Genomic DNA, 21740 nt, shown 5'->3' on the forward strand with positions numbered 1-21740 from the left:
ACGATGGCAATGATCGAAATTTCGGGGCTCCTGCTCCTGCTGCTGATCGTCTTCCTGGCCGGCGGCGTCTGGATCGCGATCTCGCTGATGGCCTGCGGCTGGGTCGCGATGCAGTTCGTCGCTGGTGGCATCCCCGCCGGCGCCGTGCTGGCAACCACGATCTGGGGCAACAGCGCCTCCTGGACGCTGGCGGCGCTCCCGCTCTTCATCTGGATGGGCGAGATCCTCTACCGCACCAAGCTCTCCGAGGAGATGTTCCGCGGCCTCGCCCCCTGGCTGAACTGGCTCCCCGGCCGGCTGATGCATGTCAACGTGCTGGCCTGCGGCATCTTCGGCTCGGTCTCCGGTTCCTCGGCAGCGACCTGCGCCACCGTCGCCAAGATCGCCCTGCCCGAGCTCAAGAAGCGTGGCTACAACGAGAAGCTCGCGCTGGGCTCGCTCGCCGGCGCCGGCACGCTGGGCATCCTGATCCCGCCCTCGATCACCATGGTGGTCTATGCGGTCGCGGCGAACGTCTCGATCATCCAGGTCTTTCTCGCCGGCTTCCTGCCCGGCCTGCTCGTGATGGTGCTCTATTCCGGCTACATCGCGGTCTGGCACCTGCTGCATCCGGACCAGGCTCCTCCCAAGGAGCCGAAGATGAGCTTCCGCGAGAAGATGCGGGAATCGGCGCAGCTCATCCCCTGCATGCTGCTGATCGCGCTGGTCTTCCTCTCGCTGCTGCTGGGCTGGGCAACCGCGACGGAATGCGCCGCCTGGGGCGTGCTCGGCTCCTTCGGCATCGCCTGGTGGTCAGGCACGCTCACGAAAGAGGCCTTCTGGCAGAGCGTCATGGGCACGACGCGGATCACCGGCATGATCATGCTGATCCTGGCCGGCGCCTCCTTCATGTCGACCTCCATGGCCTATACCGGCATCCCGCTGGCCCTGGCTGCCTGGGTGGATTCGCTTCACCTCTCGCCCTATGCGCTGATCGCTGCCCTGACGGTGATGTACATCATCCTCGGCACGGCGCTGGACGGCATCTCGATGATCGTGCTGACGACCGCGATCGTGCTGCCGATGATCAAGGCCGCGGGCTTCGATCTGGTCTGGTTCGGTATCTTCCTCGTGCTGATCGTCGAGATGGCGGAAGTCTCCCCGCCCGTCGGCTTCAACCTCTTCGTGCTGCAGACGATGTCGGGCAAGGATTCCAACACCGTCGCGCTCGCGGCGCTGCCCTTCTTTTTTCTACTGGTCGCCGCCGTCGCGATCATTACGATCTTCCCATGGATCGTGATGGTGCTGCCGGAGATGGCCTTTCCGCCGCAGTAAAAGAGACCAACAACAGGGAACGGAGAAAAACGACATGACGCGTAACGACTTCATCAAGGGCCTGCTTGCCATTGGCGTGGCCGCCGGCACTCTGGCCCTCGCAAGCACCGGCGCCATGGCGCAGACCAAGTGGAATCTGCCCGCCGCCTACCCGGCCGACAACCCGCACAGCGAAAACCTCGCCCTCTTCGCCAAGGACGTCGAGACGGCGACCGGCGGCAAGCTCTCGATCACGGTCCACGCCAACGCCTCGCTCTTCAAGGCGCCGGAGATCAAGCGCGCCGTCCAGACCGGCCAGGCCCAGATGGGCGAAGTGCTGATGTCGATCCACGAGAACGAGGACCCGGTCTACGGCATCGACGTCGTGCCCTTCCTCGCCGCCTCCTTCGAGGAATCGAAGAAGCTCTATGCCGCCTCGAAAGCGGCAGTCGAGAAGAAGCTCGACAGCCAGGGCGTCAAGCTGCTGTTCATGGTCCCCTGGGCGCCGCAGGGCGTCTACGCCAAGAAGGACATCAACACGATCGAGGACATGAAGGGCCTGAAGTGGCGCTCCTACAATGTCGGCACGACCCGCCTCGGCGAGTTGCTCGGCATGCAGTCGGTCACGATTCAGGCCGCCGAACTGCCGCAGGCTCTGGCGACCGGCGTCGTCAACTCGTTCATGTCGTCGGGCGGCACGGGCTATGATTCCAAGGTCTGGGAGTCGCTGACCCACTTCTATGACACCAAGGCCTGGATCCCGAAGAACGCGACCTTCGTCAACAAGGCCGCCTTCAACGGCCTCGACAAGGCGACGCAGGACGCCATCCTCAAGGCTTCGGCCGACGCCGAAGCGCGCGGCTGGAAGATGTGGGAGGAGAAGGCCGGCTGGTATCTCGACCAGCTCAAGGCCAAGGGCATGAAGGTCCAGGCGCCGAGCCCGGAACTCGCGGCCGGCTTTAAGAAGGCTGGCGAGACCCTGACCTCCGACTGGCTGAAGAAGGCCGGTGCCGACGGCCAGGCGATCGTCGACGCCTACAAGAAGATGTAAGGCTGCAAGCCTCGAGAAAGGGCGCGGGATTCCAACTCCCGCGCCATTTTCGTCACTGAAAGGTGCAGCTGGACAAGCGATGCAGCCAGACCTCGACGACCTTGGCCCGATCGTCTCCTCCGGCCATCTCGCCTCCGGCGCGCTGCCGGCGCTGTCGGAGTACGAGTTCGCGCTCAGCATGTCGGTGCATGCCTTCCATCGCTGGATGGTGCGCTGCATGGCGGCGGCCGGCGTGCCGGACCTCTCGCCGCTCGACGTGCTGGTGCTGCACAACGTCAACCATCGCGGCAAGCCGAAGCGGCTCTCCGACATCTGCCTCGTCCTCAATATCGAGGACACGCATATCGTGAACTACTCGCTGAAGAAGCTGGAGCGGCTGAAGCTCATCCGTGGCGGCCGCAAGGGCAAGGAAAAGACCGCCGAGGTCACGCCCGCCGGCGGCGAGGCCTGCCGGCGCTACGCCCAGATTCGCGAACAGCTGCTCGTCAAATCCGTGCGTGCCACCGGCCTCGATCCGGCGCGCCTCTCCGAGATCGCCGCTGTCATGCGCTCGCTGTCAGGGCAGTACGATCAGGCCGCACGAGCGGCGGCGAGCCTGTAGAGGACTGATATTGCACGGAACCACGGTGTCATCCCGGACAAGCGGCGCAGCCGCGCCGATCCGGGATCCATCGTAGGGTTCAGAGCTTTACGATGGATCCCGGCGCTCCGCTTCGCTGCGGCCGGGATGACGCGGCGCTTCCGGGTGAAGTCGGCAAGCCTTTAGGCAAGTCCTGAAGGCTCGGGCAGGTGCTTCTGCCGGGCGGCATAATCCTGCTCCAGTGCTTCGTGCTTTGACCAGAAGCCACGCGGCTTGCTGCCGTTGAGCTGATCCTCGAGCAGGCCCAGATGCAGGTGCCAGCCGCTGGAAACCATGGCCATCCGCGCCTTGGTGCCGAGCCGGCGGTGGGTCAGCACGAGGCGCACCTTCTCGCCCTCCTTCGTCAGCTCGAACTCGACATCCGAATCCGGTTCCCCCATGCCCACCCAATTGAAGGCGAAGCGATGGGGCGGTTCCCAGGCCGTCACCGTCCCGGACATCATCGCCCCCTCGTCATTCATCTTGCGGGCGCTTTCGGGCGGCCGCTCGTCGGTGATCTCCGAGTGCTTGAAGAAGAGCGCGACCTTGCCGCCCACGAGCGGCTCCGTCTCGCCGCCGCAGAACCAGGTCGAGCGCTTGCCGCCCTCGGTGATGTAGGCCCACACCCGCTCGATAGGGCCGGGCAGCAGGCGTTCGAAACGCACAGCTCCGCCTTCCAGAACGATACCGTACTCACTCATCGCGTTCTCCCTCGCTTGTGTCGGGTTTTGCCAGTTCCTGTTCGAGCAGATCCAGATGGTGGCCCCAGAAGCGGCGCACGCGGCGCAGCCAGGCGTCGAAGGCATCGAGCCCCACCGGGTCCAGCCGGTAGATCCGCTGCTGGCCGCGGACCTCGACCGTCACCAGCCCCGCCTCCCGCAGCACCTTCAGATGCTGCGAGATCGCGGGAGGACTCGCCTTGAACCGAGCCCCGATCTCCCCTGCCGGCAGCGCGCCTTCGGCCAGCATCTCCACGATGCTGCGGCGGGTCGGGTCGGCAAGGGCGGCGAAACGGTCCATGCCCAGAATATTGCGCATCTACTTAATTAAGTAAATACTTAAATTATAGGGCAAGCCTGGCCATGCTGCAGCGCAGGATTGCCTCCAGCGCTGGACTGGGCCAGAGGTGGCGCCCCTTCGGAAGCCGCCGCAGCAGCATGACCTCCCGCAACGCCTCGCTCGCCGGCATCGCCATGATGCTCCTCGGCATCCTGCTGTTCTCGCTCAACGACGTGATGGGCAAATGGCTGGTCTCGACCTACACGGTCGGGCAGGTGCTGGTGCTGCGTAGCGCCGCCGCGCTCGTCGTGATCCTGCCCTTCGTCGTCATGCAGGGGCCCCGCCGCACCCTCAGGCCCGAGCGGCCGGGCCTGCAGGCGCTGCGCGTGCTCTTCGGTTCGCTGGAGGTCGCGCTGTTCTATGCCGCTGTGGTCTATCTTCCGCTCGCGGACGCGATGACGATCTGGCTGGCAGCCCCGGTCTGGGTCGTGATCCTCGCGGCCCTTCTCCTGGGCGAGCGTGTCGATGCAAGGCGCTGGCTTGCCGTCGCGGCTGGCTTCGCCGGCGTCGTCGTCGCCCTGAACCCGACCGGCGCGAGCCTCACCATGCCGGCGCTGATCGCCGTGCTCGGCAGCGTGCTCTTCGCCGCGATGATGGTCGCCGGCCGGCAGTTGCGCGGCACGCCCGACGTAACGCTGGTTTTCTGGCAGACGCTCGGCGCCCTCGTCATGGGCCTCGTCCTCCTGCCCCTGGGTTGGGTGAGCCCGAGCCTGACCGATCTGGCCTTGCTCGGCCTGCTCGGCATCGTCGCCATGACGGCCCACATCTGCGTCACGCGTTCGCTCAAGCTGGCGGAAGCCTCGGTCGTCGTGCCTTATCAATATACACTGATCATCTGGGCGCTGATCTTCGGCTGGTTCGTCTTCGGCGATTGGCCGACGCCGTCGATGCTCTGGGGCGGCGCGCTGATCGTCACCGCCGGCCTCACCCTGCTTGTTCTGGAGCGGCGGGAGTCAGTGGCCGGCCGAGACGTCGCGGGCGAAACGGCTCAATCAACGAAGCCCTCTGGCGGCTAGAGCACGCGCCAATCAGATTGCGCGGCAATCCGATCGGATCACGCGTTCTCCCATCCGGCTCTAGTCAGTTCCCTCGTCCGTGCCGGGGCCGCCTGCGCTGGGCTCACGCCTCCGGGCTGGCATCGGGGCGGCGGACGCGCCACAAATCTCCCCGCATTAAAGATGACGCCGGCGGGAGGAACGATATGGCGCTGATTACCTACCTCACCACGATCAAGTTCGGTTTCGGCGAGATCGCCGGCATCGAGGCGGATCTGACCGGCCTGGGCATCTCAAAGCCGATGATCGTCGCCGACAAGGGCGTCGCCGCCGCCGGCATCGTCGCGGCCGTGCAGAAGCACGCTGCCGCGCTGAAGACCGCCCCCGTCTTCCTCGAAACCCCGACCAACCCCACTGAGGAGGCGGTCGAGGCCGCGCTCGCGCTCTATCGCCAGAATGGCTGCGATGGCCTTGTCGCCATCGGCGGCGGCTCGCCGATCGATCTCGCCAAGGGCGTCGCCCTGCTCGCCACCCATGAGGGCTCGCTGGAGACCTACGCGGCGATCCTCGGCGGCATCCCGAAGATCACGGCGAAGGTCGCCCCCGTCATCGCCGTCCCGACCACCTCCGGCACGGGCAGTGAGGTCGGCCGCGCCGCGCTCATCACGCTGAAGGACGGCCGCAAGCTCGGCTTCATCGCGCCGCACCTGATCCCGCGCATCGCGCTCTGCGACCCCGATCTCACCATGGGCATGCCGGCCTGGCTCACGGCCGCGACCGGCATGGACGCCGTCACCCACTGCATCGAGACCTATCTCTCCCCGCGCGAGAACCCGCCGGCCGAGGCGATCGCGTTGGACGGCCTCAAGCGCGCCGTCGCCCATATCGAGCGCGCAGTGAAGGACGGCACGGACCGCGAGGCCCGCAAGGAGATGATGATGGCCGCGCTGCAGGGCGGCATGACCTTCCAGAAGGGGCTCGGCGCCGTCCACGCCCTCTCCCACCCGCTCGGTGGGCTGAAGGACGTCTCGCTCCACCACGGCACCCTGAACGCGGTGCTGCTGCCGGCCGTGCTGCGCTTCAACGCTCCGTCGGTGGAGGCGAAATACGCCGAGATCCGCCGCACGCTGGGCTTGGCAGCAGACGCCGATCTCGCCGTCTGGATCGCGGAGCTCGTCGCCCGCATCGGCCTGCCGGCGAACCTGACGCAGATGGGCGTGCCGCGCAGCGTCGTGCCGGCGATCTCGGAAGCGGCGGTGAAGGACCACTCCACCGCGAGCAACCCGCGCCCGGCTACCGCCGCAGACTACGCGGCGATGCTGGAAGCCTCGTTCTGAAACCTACCCGCGACCCGGCTCAATAGAGCCGGGTCCGATAGGCTTCCTCCAGATTGCGGTCGGCCTCGTCAGCATCGACCGCCTTGGTCTGGTCGGCGATGATGCGGCCGAGTGAAGGGAAGGAGGCGCGCGGCACTTGGGAAGCGGGGTCCCATAGCTTCGAGCGGATCAGCGCCTTGCCACAATGGAAGAAGGCTTCCTCGACCGTGACGAGGAGGCCTGTCACCGGCGGGCGCTCCTGCACGGTCGAGGCCGCCAGGAGCTCGGCATCGCGCGTTGCCCGTCCCTTGCCGTTGACGCGCAGCGTCTCCGGAATGCCCGGCACCATGAAGACGAGGCCGACGCCCGGCGCCGAGAGAACATTGCCGAAGCTGTCGACCCGGTTGTTGCCCCGCCTGTCCGGGATCAGCAGCGTCTTCTCGTCCAATACGCGCACGAAGCCGGGCGCATCGCCGCGCGGGCTGGCATCGGCGCGCCCCTCGCTGTCGCAGCTCGCGAGCACGAGGAAGGGCGAGAGCGCGATGAAGTCGCGGCAGAAGCGATCGAGCCGGTCGAGGACCTTGTCGCTCGCCAGCGGAGAGACCACGCCGATATGCCCGCGAAGGGTTTCGGGATCGTCGATGAGCACGGCCGGGTCGTCGAAGCAGTTCGTCATAACGTGTCCTCGCATGTCGGCGGCAGTCTGGCGGATCGCTGCAACGGACGCCAGAGCGCGCACCGATCGGATGGCGCAGCAATCCGATCGGATCATGCGTTCTCCATCAATAATTTAGGGACGGGTTCACCGATCAGGTCGAGCCAACCTGATCTGATCCGGCTCTCGTGCAGCATAGCGCCTTGACCCCCGCCCCGCGCATCGCCATCGTGCAAACATATCGTCCCGTTCTCGAGGCTGATTCATGCGCCGCGCTCTGCTGCGAACCGCCCTTGTCTCCCTCGGCTGCCTGACGGCTTTTGCCGCCGCCGAAGCCGGCAGCCGGCGCCATGTCCACCCGGCCGATCGGGCGGAGGCGCGCATCATCCCGATGTATGGCGCATTGCCGGCGTGCGAGGACCCCGCCGTCCTCAGCGAACTGAGCGGCCGGTTCAATTCGCGCGAGGCGACGTTCTGGGGCCCGCTGCAGGCAGGCTCCTATGACCGTATCCGGCAGATCGGCTTCCGCACCTGGGGCGACGATTTTGTCCCGCGGCGCTTCTGCAGCGGCCGCGTCCTGCTCAACGACGGCATCTTCCGTCGCGTCGACTATTCCGTACGCGAGAATCTCGGCCTGTTCGGCATGACCTGGAACCTCGACTGGTGCGTGGGCGGCCTCGACCGTCAGCGCAGCCATGCGCCCGACTGCCAGATGGCGCGGCCCTGACGCAGCTGTCATCCCGATGAGACGGCTCGCGCTGATCGCCTTGGCGTGGCTGGGACTCAGTGGCCTTTCCCACGCACAGGATCACGCTCGCGGCGGCGCGCCCGGCGATTTCGACTTCTATGTGCTGGCGCTGTCCTGGTCGCCGGGGTTTTGCGAACTGGACGGCGACCGTTCGCGCAATCGCGAGCAGTGCGCGCAGGGGGCCGGCCTGCGCTTCGTCGTGCACGGGCTCTGGCCGCAGAACGAACGGGGCTACCCGAGCGAGTGCGGCCCGGCCGGGCGCGTGCCCTCGCGCATCGCGTTGCAGGAAGCCGAAGGGCTGTTCCCGAGCGAAGGCCTCGCCCGTTACCAATGGCGCAAGCACGGCACCTGCAGCGGGTCGAGCCCGGCCGACTATTTCCGCGACGCCCGGCGAGCCCGCGATGCGGTGACGATCCCACCCGCTCTCGCCAAGGCTGAGCGTGACCAGAGCTGGACCGCGATCGACCTCGAACGCGCCTTCGTCGCAGCCAATCCCGGGCTGCGGACGGACATGATGTCGGTCGCCTGCAAGCGCGGCGTACTGCAGGAGGTCCGCATCTGCTTCAGCAAGGACTTGCGCGGCTTCCGCTCCTGCCAGCAGGTCGACCGCTCCGGCTGTCGCGCCCCCGAATTCACCGTCGTCGCGCCGCGCTGACTTCGTTCGCGAAATCCCGTAGGACCGGGCGATGAATTACCGCCACGGCTTCCACGCCGGAAACTTTGCCGATGTGCTGAAGCATTCCCTGCTGACGCGCGTCCTCCTGCACCTGACGGCGAAGGATACGCCGTTCCGCGTCATCGACACCCACGCCGGCGCCGGCCGATACGATCTCGGCTCCGAGGAGGCGCTCAGGACGCATGAGTGGAAGGACGGCGTCGCGCGGCTCGATCAGTCGCCGCTGGCGCCCGCCGCCGAGGCGTTGCTCGCCCCCTATCGCAGCGCGCTCGCCGGAGCTCGCGCGCTCTACGGCCCGGACGCCTATCCCGGTTCGCCCTGGCTTTGCCGCCATGCGATGCGCCCTGACGACCGGCTGATCGCCGCCGAACTGCACCCACCGACCTATCAGAAACTCGCCGAGGCGCTCGGCCGCGACAAGCGTTGCAAGGCGCTCGCCATCGATGGCTGGACGGCCCTGCGCGCCAATGTCCCGCCCAAGGAGCGGCGCGGCCTCGTGTTGATCGACCCGCCCTTCGAGCAGAAGGACGAATTCGCGACGCTGGCGGAGCAGTTCATCGCCGCCCACCGCAAATGGCCGACCGGCATCTACATGCTCTGGTATCCGCTGAAGGAGCGCCATGGCATCGAAACCCTGCTCGACGGCGCCAACGATGCCGGCATCGGCCGGCTGCTGAGGCTCGAGATCGACGTCGACCGCCCGGAAGCCGCAGGCGGCCTCGGCGCGACGGGCCTGCTGATCGCCAATCCGCCGTGGCGCCTGGCGGAGGAGGCCGCGATCCTGCTGCCGGCATTGACCGAGCGGCTCGCCCAGGGCCGGCGGCCGCGCTATCTATGCGAGCCGATCCGCCCCGACGGCTGATCGCCCTCTCACGTTCCGCCTTCCGCCTCAAGGATTTTGCCGATGCTCGTCCTGCGCTCCTCCCCCGCCTCACCCTTCGGCCGCAAGGTCAAGATGGCGGCCATCGAACTCGGCCTGATGGACCGCATCGAGGTCGTCGCAGCCGACACCAACGATCCCGCCGAGCCGCTGCGCCAGCAGAACCCGCTGGGCAAGATCCCGACATTGGTGCTGGAGGACGGCACGACGCTGTTCGATTCGCGCGTCATCGTCGAATATCTCGACCATCTCGCCGGCGGCAGGATCTTTCCGGCAGGCGAAGCGAGATTCGCGCAGCTGCGCCTGATGGCGCTCGCCGACGGCATGGCGGACGCCGCGCTGCTGCAGGTCTATGAAGGGCGCTACCGCCCCGAGGAAGGACGCAACGCGAACTGGGTGGCGCATCAGGCCGGCAAGGTCGCGCGCGGGCTGGAAGCGCTCGAAGCGGCGCCTCCAGCCTTCCCGGACCGGCCGCGCATCGGTGAAATCGCTCTGGCCTGCACCCTCGGCTATCTCGACCTGCGTTTCGAAGGCAAATGGCGCGCGGATTTCCCGAAGCTCGTCGCCTGGCTCGACGATTTCGCCGCCCGGGTCCCGGCTTTCGAGACGACACGCTTCAAGGGCTGAGCGGCAGGCGTCAGTTCCCGGGCGCCGCATGGCGGTGCCCGGGGACCCCGGACGAAAGGCGCATCGCAAAATCGATGTCACGAGATGCTCGGGCTCAAGCCCGAGCACGACCCGTATTCGCTTCCCGCAGACAACAAAAAACCCGGCAGCCGAAGCTGCCGGGTCATAGGTCTCCCGAAGGAGGAGGAGATCAGAACTTGTAGCTGAGGCGAGCGCGGACGACCGAGAAGTCGTTGCCGATCTTGACGCCCGTGTTGAGCACGGACTTCTCGCCCAGGTCGACGTACATGTACTCGACGCCGCCGATGATGTTGTTGGTGAAGGCGTACTCGAGGCCGGCACCGATGGCGTAGCCGCCGGTGTGGCTCTTGTCGGTCGAGCCGAGGCCGCCGATCGTGGTCTTCACGTTGCCGTAAGCCCAACCACCGGTGACGTAGGGCATGAACCGGTCGAAGGCGACGCCGACGCGAGCGCGGACCGTGCCGTAGAAGTCGGTGCTGACGCTGTCGCCGAAGGCGTTCGTGCCGGTGCTGAGGTCAGCGCCCTGGATGTCGGCTTCGAGGCCGAGAACGAACTGGCCCATCTGGTAGTTGTAGCCGACCTGGCCACCACCGACGAAGCCGTCCATGTCACCGATCGAGACCGTGCGGCCGTTGAACACGTTGCCAGCGTTCACATTGCCCCAGCCGTAGCCGGCGTTACCACCGACGTAGAAACCGGTCCAGGTGAAAGCCGGGACGTAAACGGGAGCAACGACCGGGCCCTTGCGGGAGGGCAGATCCGCCGCCGCGGCGGCGCCAGCGGCGACGATGCCGAGCGCAGCAACGCTCGCAAGCAGATACTTCTTCATGATTAACTCCTCAGTCGTCGCAGGAGCCGGACGGGTCCGGCTGTTGATGTCAGTGCACCCCTTATAAGGTGCTCTATCGGTTTTGTCTGTTGCGTCGGCAACACAATCAGCTTGCAGACCGCGGCAAAAATGCGGCACGAATGCGTTAACCGAACACAAACAAGTAAACTCTCGTTAATCTCTCCGCCCCTGCCCGCCATGGTAAATCGAATACTAATAACGGCTCACCACGCGCCCGTAATACCCACACCGGGCCGGACTAGAAACCAGGCAATTTAGCCAAAGTTCCCTCGCTCAAATGCATCTTTTTCAGGCATGGTTGCTGCTGACAGAGTAGCGTGCTTAAGGCTCGAAATCACAAGGATCGAATGACTCGTGCCGCCGCTCTCAATCTTCATCATTGCCCAGAATGAGGCGGACCGGATCGGTCGCACGATCGAGGCGGCGCGTGGATTGAGCGACGATATTCTCGTGGTTGACTCCGGATCCAGCGACGGCACTCAGGCTCTGGCCGAAGCGCTCGGCGCGCGCGTCATGTTCAACCCTTGGCCGGGCTATGGCCCGCAGAAGCGCTTCGCCGAAGAGCAGTGCCGGCATGACTGGCTGCTCAATCTCGACGCCGACGAAGTCCTGCCCCCCGATCTCGCCGCCGAGATCGCCGCGCTCTTCGCCCGGGGCGAGCCCTCGGCCGACGCCTACAAGATTCGCATCGCCGAAATCTTCCCCGGCGAGCGGGCGCCGCATCGCTTCGCCTATGCGCTGGCGCCGGTGCGGCTCTACCGCAAGAGCAAAGGTCGCTATTCGCCTTCGCCCGTGCATGACCGTGTGGACCTTCAGCCCGGCGCCCGCGTCGGAAAGCTGAACGGAACGGTCCATCACTTCTCCGTCCGTTCGCTCGGCGAGCAGATGGAGAAGCTCAACGCCTACAGCGACGCGCAGGCCGACGATCTGGATGCGCGCGGCGAAACGCTCTCGGTATTCAGGCTGGCCGCCGAGTTCCCGGCCAATTTCGTCAAGGCCTATATCGGGCGGCGCCATGCGCTGCGCGGCATCTACGGCTTCATGACCGCGATGAACTACGCCTTCTACCGCTATCTGCGCGTCGCCAAGCATTGGGAGCGGCGCCTCGAACGACGCGCTGGAATCGTCCCGTCCGCGACGCCGGCGAAGCACGAGCCCGCCGAACGCTGAGCCGGAGAGCCGGCCCTGCCGTGCCGGCCTCGGACCTTAGACCGCCCCTTCGACCCGATACGGAGCCCGGCCGCTCGCCAGTGCCGAATCGAGCAGTTCCAGCCGATCCTGCCCCCAGAACACCTCGCCATCGAGCACATAGCTCGGCGCGCCGAAGACGCCGGCCGCGACGGCCGCTTCCCGCGAGTCATTATATCGTTGCTGCACCGGCTCGCTTTCGGCCGCCTCCAGCAAAGTCGAGCCGTCGAACCCGGCGCGCGACGCGACGGCGAGCAGCGCCTCCGGCCGGCTCATATCGTCCTCGCGAGCCCAGACGCCGGCCATCACGTCTTCGATGAAACCGGACGGATCGCCCCCACCCAGCATGATCGCGATCGCCATGCGATCCGCCTGTGCGGGATCGAAAGGGAAATGCTTCGGCTGCAGCACGAGCTTGCGGCCGCGCCGCTCGCGCCAACGCTGGAGATCCATCAGCCGGTAGCGCTGGCGCACGGGATGGCGCTTCGGCAGCGGAACCCCGCCCGTCTCGTCGAAGACGGAGCGCAGCGGCACCGGCCGATAGTCGATGTCGCAGCCATGCCGCCGGGCGATCTCATGGAAGAGCTCGTTGCCGAGATAGGTCCAGGGCGAATGCAGCGAGAAGTAATAGGCGATGGACCGAGGCAAGGCAGGACTCGCAGGCGAGAGAGGAAGAGAAAGACCCTACACCCCGAATGACGGGACAGGCAGGGGATTCAACGCGGTCAGGCAGCCTTGTTCTTCATGGCGCCGATGATCACGGTGAGGATCGCACCGCCGGCACCGCCACTGATCAGATTGGCGAGGATGCTTCCAACGCTGAGATTGCCGCCCTGCGCCGCGGCGCTGATCGCCGGCAGGACAAGCGGGACGAGTTGGCCCAGCACGCCGCCGCCGACCAGCCCCGAGATCGTATTGCCCAAGGTTCCGAGATCGAAACTGGGGCTGGCCTTGCCGGCCGCATTGCCGCCGATCGCACCGGCGACGAGGTTCATCAGAATCTGCTCCATCTCGGCCCCGCATCTCGCATGCACCGCCCGACGGACATCCCGGGCCGGGGAAGCGATGCATTCGACCGGCCTGGGCGCGACGATGACTCCGTCCGCACAATCCAGCAAGCGCTGGTTGCAGACCGCCGCCGGCTATCGGTGAAGTCGATACTAGTCGAGCGCGATCGCCGAGATCAGCCGGCCATAGTCGCTTTCACCACGATGGGTGGTGCGCCGATAGCTGAAGAAGCGCGTCTCGTCGGCATAGGTGCACAGGCCCATATCGACGAAGCGGCCGATCCCGGCCTCCTGCGCCTTCAGCGCGATGAAGGCCGGCAGGTCGAACATCGCATGGGCGGCGCGCTCGGACGCCGTGAAGAAGCGGGCATAGGTCCGGTTCTCGGCCTTGAAGCGCTCGATGAATTCCGGCCCGACCTCATAGGCCCTGGCGCTGATGGTCGGCCCCAGCACGGCGAGGATGCGCTCCCGCCTTGCGCCGAGCTTCTCCATCGCCGTCACCGTCGCGCCGACCACGCCGCTAAAGGCGCCCTTCCAGCCGGAATGCGCCGCCCCGATCACCCGCGCCTCGCCATCCGCGAAGAGAATCGGCCCGCAATCGGCGCTGGAAACGCCGAGCGCGACGTTCTGCGAGACCGTCACCATCGCATCCGCCTTCGGCCGCTCGCCGGCCCAGGGGCCCGTCACGACTTCGACGTCGGGAGAATGCACCTGGTACAGGCTGACGAGATGGGTTGGTTCGACCTTGAGATGCCGCGCCATCCGCGCCCGGTTCTCGGCAATGGCTGCCGGCTCGTCGTTCGAGCCGAGCCCGCCGTTGAGCGAGCCGTAAATGCCGCCGGACGCGCCGCCCTCGCGGGTGAAGAAGGCGTGGCGGATGCCGGCTTCGCCAGCGAGTTCGCGGGAGGTGATGAACATGGCGTCGTCCGGTTTGGCGAATCCGCGAGGGGCGGCAAAGAGAGCGGCGGATATCAGCCCTGATCTGGCAGCCGATGAAGGTCAAATCCGGGCAGCAGCGGCAGGTCGGGTCGGGATAGAGCGAGAACCTTGAACAATTCGCCCATGCCGGTCTCACCCGGCTCGATCAACCGGTCGAAAGCGGCTGAAATCGCATCCCGCTGATCGGCATCGGCCTTCAGCGACAGCGCCTGCGCGCGTTGCGCCAGCCCCAGCGCCAGCAGGAAGTCGCGCTGGCTCGCCGGCCCGTGCAGCGCTGCGCCCGCCTTCAGGGCTGCGTGCCCCATGCGCTCGAAATCGACATGGACGGTGAGGTCCGCCTCCCCCGGCTGAGCGAGAGGATCGACGAAGCCATGCTTGCGCATCGCCTGCAGCGTGTCGCCGTAGCCGGAGCGGACCGAGCCATAGTCGATGAACAGCGCCGCCCCACCTTCGGCCGCGACGTGCCCCGCCACCTGCCCGACGATGTCCAGCGCCAGCGAAGGCTGCTCGAAGACGGAGCCTGCCGGCGCACTGACCCCAAGCGCCCCCTCGGCTTGGGCCGCTAGCCCGAAAGCGAGCTTTCCCTCCGAGTCGAGCCCCACCAACCGCTCGCGCCAACCCTCTTGTGTCATCACGAACTGGTCGAGCGGCAGGGCGTCGAGGAATTCGTTGGCGACGAGAATGACCGGCCCTTCGAGCGCGCTCGCAAGACCATCGTGCCAGACCGGGTCGAAGCCCGTGAGTGCCGCCGCCTGCCGGGCGCGCAGCGCGGGGCTCGTCTCGACCAGATGGATCGAAGCCGCCTCGCGGAAGCCGGGCAAGATCCGCGTTGCCCGCAGCATGTCGGACATCAGCGTGCCGCGCCCCGGCCCGAGCTCGACCAGCCGGAACCGCGCCGGCGCGCCCATCGCCTGCCAGAGATGCGCGGCCCAAAGCCCGATCAACTCGCCGAACATCTGGCTGATCTCGGGCGCCGTGGTGAAGTCGCCCTCGCGCCCGAAGGGGTCCCGCGTCGTGTAGTAGCCATGGCGCGGATGGCCGAGGCAGAGCCCCATATAGCGCGACACGGGCATTGGCCCGTCAGCTCGGATGATCTCGACGATCTCTGCTTCGAGCGCGTTCACGCGCGCGGCCCGGCCCTGCTGCGCAGCGCGAGCCAGAGCCCGGCGAAGAACACCGGCAGCGACAGCACCATGCCCATCGTGATGCCGCCCGAAAGCGCATCGACCGAGGTGCCGAACAGGAAGCCGAGCTGCGGATCGGGCTCGCGGAAGAACTCGCAGACGATGCGCGCGACCGCATAGCCCATGCCGAAGACGCCGGCGACCAAGCCCGGTCGTTTGAAGCCGCCGAAGCGCACCAGCAGGTTGACCAGCACGAAGAGCAGAATGCCCTCCCCCAGCGCCTCGTAGAGCTGGCTTGGATGGCGCGGCACCGGCCCGCCATGAGGAAAGACCATCGCCCAGGGAACGTCGGGAGCCGGCCGGCCCCAGAGCTCGGCATTGATGAAATTGGCGATGCGCCCGAGAAAGAGCCCGATCGGCACGACAGCGCCCGCGAGGTCGAAGACCGAGAGCGCCGGATAGCCGCGCCGCCGCGCGAACAGCCACAGGCCCAGCGTCGCGCCGATCAGCCCGCCATGGAAGGACATGCCGCCCTGCCAGATCGCGATGATGTCCTGCGGCCGGGAGAGGTAGCGTTCGAGATCGTAGAACAGCACGAAGCCGATCCGCCCGCCGAGCACGACGCCGATCGCCACGAAGAGCAGCATGTCGTCGAGCTCTTCCGGCTTCGGCCGCGCCCGCCCGCCCCAGAGCCCCTCGGCCATGACGAGCCGGCGCGCATACCACCAGCCGCCGATCAGGCCGACGACATAGGCGAGCCCGTACCATTTCACCGCAAGCGGTCCGAGCTGGACCGCGACGGGATCGATCATCGGAAAGGGAATCGCGAAGACGGGCATGAGGAGTATCCGGCAGCGGGCGCACGGTGATGGCTGCCGGGCCGTGATGCGGTCAAGCGAAAAGGCGCCCTGCCGGTCCAGGCAGGGGCCAGTTGATGCGCCGGGAAGCAGCGCTCCGGCTCAAGACAAGCGGCAGCAACCTTCGGCAAACGCCTTAGGAAAGCCCTGCGCGATTCTCGTCGTTGCTATTGGCCAACGAGCGCCGGAAGTCCCTGAATTTTTGTCATCGGCGGCGGATTCCAGCGCCCGGTAAGCGCCTCCGATTTCGGGCCATAGAGCCGCATCGTCAGGTTGAAGGCGCCTTTCGGAGACGGAAGCCAGTTGGCCTCCCTGTCCGGCCCGGGGCTTTCGTTCTGCATATAGAGCGTCAGGGAACCGTCGGGATTGTATTTGAACGGCATCCAGCTGCTCACGGCAAAGCGGTTGAGGCTGTTGGCGACCTGGAAGCCCTCCTGATCGTAGAGGGTGATCGACCAGAACGCGTTGACCGGCGGCGCCGCGCCGCGCTCGAACTGGATCGTGTACTTGCTGCCGCCGTCGAGCGGCCTGCCGGCTTCGTCGCCGAGATTGAGCGGATAGATCGCATCCTCGGGCAGGTTCGCGCCGAGACCGACCTGCGCGACGATGGCCCGCTTGAGATAGTAGTTGCCGTAGACGCCCATCGTGTCGGTGTTCATCGACCAATGATTGGCGACACGCGCCAGCGTCGGGATTTTCCACTCCATCAGCTTGCGTGCAGCCTCCGGCGTCCCCTGGAGGCCGCTCCGCACAGCCGGAGAGAGCTTTTCGACATCGAAGCTCTTGCCGGCCTCGATCCCGATTCGCCTCATCTGCGCGATGATCGGCTGGTCGGTGAGATGGGGTGGGTGGAGCTTGAGTAGCTCTGCGGCGTAGCCGAAATAGGCTGCCGCCGGCATGGCGTCGACCTGCGCCTTTGGCGCCGTCTTCATATCGACATTCGGGTCGATCCTGACCTCGGCGGCGCGGGGCGGCTTCCCCCAATCCGACAGCAGCGTGACCTTGTAGCCGGCCTGGATCTTGTGCACGGCTTCATAGTCGGGCGGCCCGTCCGTCTTGGTCCGGCCGATCACCCAGACCGTCGGCGTCGGGGCGTCGATCCGCGTCATCCCGTCGGGAACCGTGCCGCTCCATTTCGGCGGCGTGAGCAGGAAGTTGCCGGCCTGCGTTCCCGTCGTGCGCCAGCCCGGCGATGCGAACACGTCCGACCACATGTCGAGCATCGGCAGGAGATAGAACCGTCCGCCGGTGTCGGGCACGGATACGACGGCGGCATCCTTCGACATGTCGATCCAAGCGATCGAATACAGCGTGTCGAAGTTGGGCCGGACGACGTCCCGGAAATCGGCAGGCGGGAACTCAGGCACATTGACGAACATGTTCATCGGCCCGCGCCCGAAGACCTTGCCGGGCTCGATGTTGGTCGCCTGCCGGCGTGTCACGTCCATCGTGACCAGCGGGTAGAGGTAAATATAGGCATCCACCCCGATCGAGTGGGCCTCGGCCTCGGTGACGGCTGGCGGGCTGCTTTGAGCCATCGCCACGGGAGCAAGAATTGAAGCCAATAAAGCGCAGAAAGAATTAACAAGTAAATGTCTGCCCATCCTGACCTCCCATTTTATTTTCTTCACGGTTTCTCGGATATGGCCGCCCTTTTTCAGTAATCTTCTGCAATATAGATCTGCTGCAACATTGCGTCGAGCATGCAAAGGCCGGCGCCTCCTTGATCCGGAGGCCATTTCGCCAGCCCGACCGATTATGACCCAAGGTCAGATGGGCGCAAGTTCTCGGGTTCTGGAGATCGCCATTCCCCCTGACTGCGCATGGCATGCCGCCCGCGGGATCGCGGGGGCCGTGCCTCACCTCATCGTCAAAGCTTCACGACCAGCTTCCCGAAGTTCTTGCCTTCGAGCAGCCCGATGAAGGCTTCCGGCGCGTTCGCCAGCCCCTCGACGACGTCCTCCTTGTATTTGACGGCGCCCTCGGCGATCCAGCGCGCCATCTCGCTGCGGAAGCTCGGCCCCTGGGCCTCGGCGAACTCGCGCTGGATGAAGCCCCGGATCGTCAGGCTCTTCGACAGCACCTGCCGCATCAGAACCGGCAGCCGGTCCGGCCCCGGGAAATCGCCGGTCGCATTATATTGCGCGATCAGCCCGCAGACCGGAATGCGCGCGAATGTGTTGAGCAGCGGGAAGACGGCGTCCCAGACATGGCCACCGACATTCTCGAAATAGACATCGATGCCGTCAGGGCAGGCCGCTGCCAGCTTGCCGGCCAGGTCCGGATCGCGATGGTCGACCACCGCGTCGAAGCCGAACTTTTCCTTCACATAGGCGCATTTCTCCGGCCCGCCGGCGATGCCCACCGCCCGCGCGCCCTTGATCCGCGCGATCTGACCGACCGCCGAGCCGACCGGCCCGCTCGCCGCCGCGACGACCACCGTCTCGCCCGTCTTCGGCTGGCCGATGGTGAGAAGCCCGGAATAGGCGGTGAAGCCCGGCATGCCGAGCACGCCCAGCGCCGTCGAGAGCGGCGCGGCCTTCGGATCGAGCTTGCGAAGCTGTGCGCCCTTCGCCACGGCATGGGACTGCCAGCCGGAGAAGGACAACGCGAAATCACCGGCCTTGAAATCGGGATGGCGGCTTTCGAGCACCTCGCCCACGGTGCCGCCTTCCATCACCTGCCCGATCTCGGTCGAGGCGGCATAGGATTTCGCCGCGCTCATCCGGCCGCGCATATAAGGATCGAGCGAGAGGTAGCGGATCGCCAGCAGCACCTCGCCCTCCGCGGGCGCGGGAACGGCAGCATGCTCCAGCCTGAAATTCTCAGGCTTCGGCCGCCCTTCGGGACGGGAGGCGAGAACGATCCGAATATTGTCGGGCTGGGGCATGGTATTGATCCTCGTTGGGGAACGCCGCCGGCGTCTGTGACCATCTTGAAACGGCTCGGCGCCTGCGGCCCTGCATTTCCGGACGATACCAGGCGCATTCCTGACATGACGAAGCCGCTCCGGCATCCTACATGCAGGCCATGAGTCGCGAACGTCAGGACGATCTGCCACAGGACGAGTTCGAGGACGAGGAGGAGGCCCTCCCCGCCACCGAACCCGTGCTCGCTCCCGAGGCGGCACCCGGCGCGCTCAAGGCCGGCATCGAGGTCATCCAGCAATTCGCCAAGCACCTGCCGAACGGGCCGGGCGTCTACCGGATGTTCGATCGGGCCGGCGAGGTGCTCTATGTCGGCAAGGCTAAGAGCCTGAAGAACCGCGTGACCTCCTATGCCCGCGGCATGGCGCATACCAACGCCGTCGCCCGGATGATCGCCGAGACGGCGAACATGGAGTTCGTCACCACCGGCACCGAAACCGAGGCCCTGCTGCTCGAGTCGAACCTCATCAAGCAGCTCAGGCCGCGCTACAACGTGCTGCTGCGCGACGACAAGTCGTTTCCCTATATCCTCCTGAGCGGCGACCACGAGGCGCCGGCGCTGGTCAAGCATCGCGGCTCGCGCCATCGCAAGGGCGACTATTTCGGCCCCTTCGCCTCGGTCTGGGCTGTTACGCGCACCATCGATGCGCTGCAGAAGGCCTTCCTGATCCGCACCTGCTCGGATTCCTTCTACGAGAACCGTACGCGCCCCTGCCTGCTCTTCCAGATCAAGCGCTGCGCCGGCCCCTGCACCGGGGAAATCCCGATCCCCGAGTATCAGGCCCTCGCCGGACAGGCCCGCGACTTCCTCTCCGGCCGCTCCTCCGCCGTGAAGCAGCTTCTCTCCGCCCGGATGCAGGAGGCTGCCGAGGAGCTGGAATTCGAGAAGGCAGCCCGCTATCGCGACCGGCTCGCCGCGCTCTCGGCCGTGCAGGCGGGGCAGGACATCAATACGCAAGGCGTCGAGGAGGCGGATGTCTTCGCCATCGACGAGCAGGCCGGCCAGTTCTGCGTCGAGATCTTCTTCTTCCGCAATCACCAGAACTGGGGCAACCGCGCCCTCTTCCCCCGCGCCGACCGCTCGCTGACGCCGGCAGAGGTGCTCGCCTCCGTCGTCGCCCAGTTCTACGACGACAAGCCGCCGCCGCGCCTCGTGCTGCTCTCGCACCCGGTCGAGGAGATCGAGCTGATCGCGCAGGCGCTTTCGGCGCGGGCCGGCCGCAAGGTCGAGGTCGCGCATCCCAAGCGCGGCGAGCGCGCCGACCTGATGGCGCACGCCCTCAAGAACGCCCGCGAAGCGCTCTCGCGCAAGCTCGCCGATAATGCCGGCCAGAGCGCGCTGCTCGCCGCGCTCGGCGCCGCCTTCGGCATGGAAAGCGCGCCCCGCCGGGTCGAGGTCTACGACAACTCCCACATCATGGGCACGAACGCGGTCGGCGGCATGATCGTCGCGGGGCCGGACGGCTTCGTGAAGAACCAGTACCGCACCTTCAACATCTCGACCGACACCATCGCGGGCGACGATTTCGGCATGATGCGCGAGGTGCTGACGCGCAGGTTCGCGAAGCTCGCGAAGGAGGAAGGCTTCTCCCTCAGCCCTCATCCAGAGGAGGCCGCCGACGCAGCCGTCCCGAAGGATGCTCCAGAGGGCGATGGAACTTCGGCGATCATCCTTCGAGACGCGCCTGACGGCGCTCCTCAGGATGAGGGCTCACGCGGAAAAATCCGCAAGGCTCCGAAACCGCGCAAGGACGAAGATGGTTTCCCCTCCCGCCCCGACCTCGTCATCGTCGACGGCGGCAAGGGCCAGTTCGGCGCAGCGCTCAAGATCATGCGCGAGCTCGGCGCGGCCGATATCCCCCTCGTCGCGATCGCCAAGGGCGAGGACAGGAACGCCATGCGCGAGACTTTCCACATGGCGGGCCGCGAGCCCTTCAAGCTGCAGCCGCGCGATCCGGCGCTCTACTTCATCCAGCGCCTGCGCGACGAGGCGCATCGCTTCGCCATCGGCACGCACCGGGCCAAGCGCAAGCGCGAGACGATGAAGAACCCGCTCGACGAGATTCCGGGCATCGGCCCCTCGAGAAAAAGGGCGCTCCTGCTGCATTTCGGCACGGTCAAGGCGATCCAGCGCGCCAAGCTCGACGACCTGATGCGCACGCCCGGCGTCAATGCCGCGACCGCCAAGGCGGTCCATGATTTCTTCCATGATGCCTGAGGCATCTGGCCGCCTCGCGGCTTTGCGTGTTGACGCTGTCATGGTCGCGCTGCTTTGGTTCTCGTCGTGACGATTCTTCCAGACGCCATCAGGCGGCGGGGCCCTTGGTCGCTGCCGAACCTCCTCACCTACGGCCGGATCCTCGCGATCCCCGCGCTGGTGGCTATCCTGTTCTGGCCGCGCGACGACTGGATGCGCTGGATGGCCCTGGCGATCTACACGGTTGCCGCGATCACGGACTATCTCGACGGCTACATCGCTCGCGCCTGGAGCCAGCAATCGGCCATCGGCCGCATGCTCGACCCCATCGCCGACAAGCTGCTCGTGGCTGCCCTGCTGCTGATGCTGGTGGCGGACGGCACCATCCATGGCTGGACGCTCTGGGCCGCCATCGTCATCCTCTGCCGCGAAATCCTCGTCTCGGGCCTGCGTGAGTTCCTGGCGGAGCTGAAAGTCAGCGTCCCGGTCAGCAAGGTCGCGAAATGGAAAACGACGGCGCAGCTCTTCGCCCTCGGCTTCCTCATTGCGGGCCCCGCCGGCGACAAGGTTTTGCCCGGCAACACCACAATCGGCATCGTCCTGCTCTGGGCGGCGGCCGGCCTGACGATCTACACCGGCTGGGACTATTTCAACGCCGGCGTCCGCCATCTCGTCGCGCAGGACGAGCGCACGCCATGAGAACCCTGCGAT

23 protein-coding genes are annotated in these 21740 nt (G+C 66.4%); 12 read left to right on the forward strand and 11 right to left on the reverse strand.

The features are described from left to right. Nucleotides 1–3: 3 nt before the first annotated feature. The 3 genes from BoBH3_RS15405 (at nucleotide 4) to BoBH3_RS15415 (ending at nucleotide 2945) form a co-directional block, all read left to right on the forward strand. Complete coding sequence (locus tag BoBH3_RS15405; RefSeq protein WP_262331696.1) at nucleotides 4–1314, forward strand: TRAP transporter large permease; 1311 nt, start codon at nucleotides 4–6, stop codon at nucleotides 1312–1314. A 115-nt stretch (nucleotides 1315–1429) separates the two neighbouring features. Beyond that, complete coding sequence (locus tag BoBH3_RS15410) at nucleotides 1430–2344, forward strand: TRAP transporter substrate-binding protein (protein WP_262331953.1); 915 nt, start codon at nucleotides 1430–1432, stop codon at nucleotides 2342–2344. A 79-nt stretch (nucleotides 2345–2423) separates the two neighbouring features. After that, a complete protein-coding gene (locus BoBH3_RS15415) occupies nucleotides 2424–2945 on the forward strand; it encodes a winged helix DNA-binding protein (protein WP_262331697.1) in 522 nt (173 codons plus the stop codon). A 161-nt stretch (nucleotides 2946–3106) separates the two neighbouring features. Here BoBH3_RS15415 and BoBH3_RS15420 read toward each other — a convergent pair whose 3' ends face one another. After that, nucleotides 3107–3664, reverse strand: coding sequence for an SRPBCC family protein (locus BoBH3_RS15420; RefSeq protein ID WP_262331698.1), 558 nt, complete (start codon nucleotides 3662–3664; stop codon nucleotides 3107–3109). Then, nucleotides 3657–3983 (reverse strand): ArsR/SmtB family transcription factor, encoded by a 327-nt coding sequence (locus tag BoBH3_RS15425; protein ID WP_262331699.1) that lies wholly within the window; start codon nucleotides 3981–3983, stop codon nucleotides 3657–3659. Before BoBH3_RS15425 ends, BoBH3_RS15420 begins: the two co-directional genes overlap by 8 nt. Nucleotides 3984–4120: 137 nt before the next feature. Between BoBH3_RS15425 and BoBH3_RS15430 the strand changes: the two genes are divergently transcribed. Continuing rightward, nucleotides 4121–5038: a DMT family transporter gene (locus BoBH3_RS15430; RefSeq protein WP_262331700.1), complete on the forward strand. Its 918-nt coding sequence runs from the start codon at nucleotides 4121–4123 to the stop codon at nucleotides 5036–5038. A 185-nt stretch (nucleotides 5039–5223) separates the two neighbouring features. Next, the gene (locus BoBH3_RS15435) at nucleotides 5224–6354 is read left to right on the forward strand and encodes an iron-containing alcohol dehydrogenase (RefSeq protein ID WP_262331701.1); all 1131 of its coding nucleotides are present in this window, start codon (nucleotides 5224–5226) and stop codon (nucleotides 6352–6354) included. Nucleotides 6355–6373: 19 nt separating this feature from the next. Here BoBH3_RS15435 and BoBH3_RS15440 read toward each other — a convergent pair whose 3' ends face one another. Next, nucleotides 6374–7009: a pyridoxamine 5'-phosphate oxidase family protein gene (locus tag BoBH3_RS15440; RefSeq protein ID WP_262331702.1), complete on the reverse strand. Its 636-nt coding sequence runs from the start codon at nucleotides 7007–7009 to the stop codon at nucleotides 6374–6376. Between the two features lie 244 nt (nucleotides 7010–7253). On the opposite strand from BoBH3_RS15440, the gene BoBH3_RS15445 reads away from it, so the two are divergent. Genes BoBH3_RS15445 through BoBH3_RS15460 form a run of 4 tightly spaced genes read left to right on the forward strand, consistent with a single transcriptional unit; the run spans nucleotide 7254 to nucleotide 9919 of the window. Then, nucleotides 7254–7715: a hypothetical protein gene (locus BoBH3_RS15445; RefSeq protein ID WP_262331703.1), complete on the forward strand. Its 462-nt coding sequence runs from the start codon at nucleotides 7254–7256 to the stop codon at nucleotides 7713–7715. Between the two features lie 16 nt (nucleotides 7716–7731). Then, entirely contained in the window at nucleotides 7732–8391 is a 660-nt protein-coding gene (locus tag BoBH3_RS15450) for a ribonuclease T2 (RefSeq protein WP_262331704.1), read from the forward strand. Between the two features lie 31 nt (nucleotides 8392–8422). Next, a complete protein-coding gene (locus BoBH3_RS15455; RefSeq protein WP_262331705.1) occupies nucleotides 8423–9274 on the forward strand; it encodes a 23S rRNA (adenine(2030)-N(6))-methyltransferase RlmJ in 852 nt (283 codons plus the stop codon). Nucleotides 9275–9316: 42 nt separating this feature from the next. Then, complete coding sequence (locus BoBH3_RS15460; RefSeq protein WP_262331706.1) at nucleotides 9317–9919, forward strand: glutathione S-transferase; 603 nt, start codon at nucleotides 9317–9319, stop codon at nucleotides 9917–9919. A gap of 190 nt (nucleotides 9920–10109) precedes the next feature. Here BoBH3_RS15460 and BoBH3_RS15465 read toward each other — a convergent pair whose 3' ends face one another. Further along, nucleotides 10110–10769: an outer membrane protein gene (locus BoBH3_RS15465; protein ID WP_262331707.1), complete on the reverse strand. Its 660-nt coding sequence runs from the start codon at nucleotides 10767–10769 to the stop codon at nucleotides 10110–10112. Between the two features lie 375 nt (nucleotides 10770–11144). On the opposite strand from BoBH3_RS15465, the gene BoBH3_RS15470 reads away from it, so the two are divergent. Then, a complete protein-coding gene (locus BoBH3_RS15470; protein ID WP_262331708.1) occupies nucleotides 11145–11960 on the forward strand; it encodes a glycosyltransferase family 2 protein in 816 nt (271 codons plus the stop codon). 36 nt (nucleotides 11961–11996) lie between these two features. On the opposite strand, the gene BoBH3_RS15475 is transcribed toward BoBH3_RS15470, so the two are convergent. From BoBH3_RS15475 to BoBH3_RS15505, 7 genes are all read right to left on the reverse strand, one after another. Then, nucleotides 11997–12626: a 2-hydroxychromene-2-carboxylate isomerase gene (locus BoBH3_RS15475; protein WP_262331709.1), complete on the reverse strand. Its 630-nt coding sequence runs from the start codon at nucleotides 12624–12626 to the stop codon at nucleotides 11997–11999. 77 nt (nucleotides 12627–12703) lie between these two features. After that, entirely contained in the window at nucleotides 12704–12973 is a 270-nt protein-coding gene (locus BoBH3_RS15480) for a hypothetical protein (RefSeq protein ID WP_262331710.1), read from the reverse strand. Nucleotides 12974–13138: 165 nt separating this feature from the next. Next, complete coding sequence (pgeF, locus tag BoBH3_RS15485) at nucleotides 13139–13903, reverse strand: peptidoglycan editing factor PgeF (protein ID WP_262331711.1); 765 nt, start codon at nucleotides 13901–13903, stop codon at nucleotides 13139–13141. 53 nt (nucleotides 13904–13956) lie between these two features. Then, nucleotides 13957–15048 (reverse strand): class I SAM-dependent methyltransferase, encoded by a 1092-nt coding sequence (locus BoBH3_RS15490; protein ID WP_262331712.1) that lies wholly within the window; start codon nucleotides 15046–15048, stop codon nucleotides 13957–13959. Continuing rightward, entirely contained in the window at nucleotides 15045–15887 is an 843-nt protein-coding gene (lgt, locus tag BoBH3_RS15495) for a prolipoprotein diacylglyceryl transferase (RefSeq protein ID WP_262331713.1), read from the reverse strand. Before lgt ends, BoBH3_RS15490 begins: the two co-directional genes overlap by 4 nt. Nucleotides 15888–16072: 185 nt before the next feature. Beyond that, the gene (locus BoBH3_RS15500) at nucleotides 16073–17509 is read right to left on the reverse strand and encodes a DUF1254 domain-containing protein (protein WP_410050606.1); all 1437 of its coding nucleotides are present in this window, start codon (nucleotides 17507–17509) and stop codon (nucleotides 16073–16075) included. 266 nt (nucleotides 17510–17775) lie between these two features. Further along, nucleotides 17776–18795 carry an NADP-dependent oxidoreductase gene (locus BoBH3_RS15505; protein ID WP_262331715.1) on the reverse strand — a complete coding sequence of 340 codons (1020 nt, stop codon included), beginning with the start codon at nucleotides 18793–18795 and terminating at the stop codon, nucleotides 17776–17778. A 140-nt stretch (nucleotides 18796–18935) separates the two neighbouring features. Here BoBH3_RS15505 and uvrC point away from each other — a divergent pair, with 140 nt between their 5' ends. Further along, a complete protein-coding gene (uvrC, locus tag BoBH3_RS15510) occupies nucleotides 18936–21050 on the forward strand; it encodes an excinuclease ABC subunit UvrC (RefSeq protein ID WP_262331716.1) in 2115 nt (704 codons plus the stop codon). 66 nt (nucleotides 21051–21116) lie between these two features. Continuing rightward, nucleotides 21117–21728: a CDP-diacylglycerol--glycerol-3-phosphate 3-phosphatidyltransferase gene (gene pgsA, locus BoBH3_RS15515; protein WP_262331717.1), complete on the forward strand. Its 612-nt coding sequence runs from the start codon at nucleotides 21117–21119 to the stop codon at nucleotides 21726–21728. Nucleotides 21729–21740: the final 12 nt, after the last annotated feature.

The sequence above is a fragment of the Allobosea sp. BH3 genome (assembly GCF_025499465.1).
GTDB lineage: Bacteria > Pseudomonadota > Alphaproteobacteria > Rhizobiales > Beijerinckiaceae > Allobosea.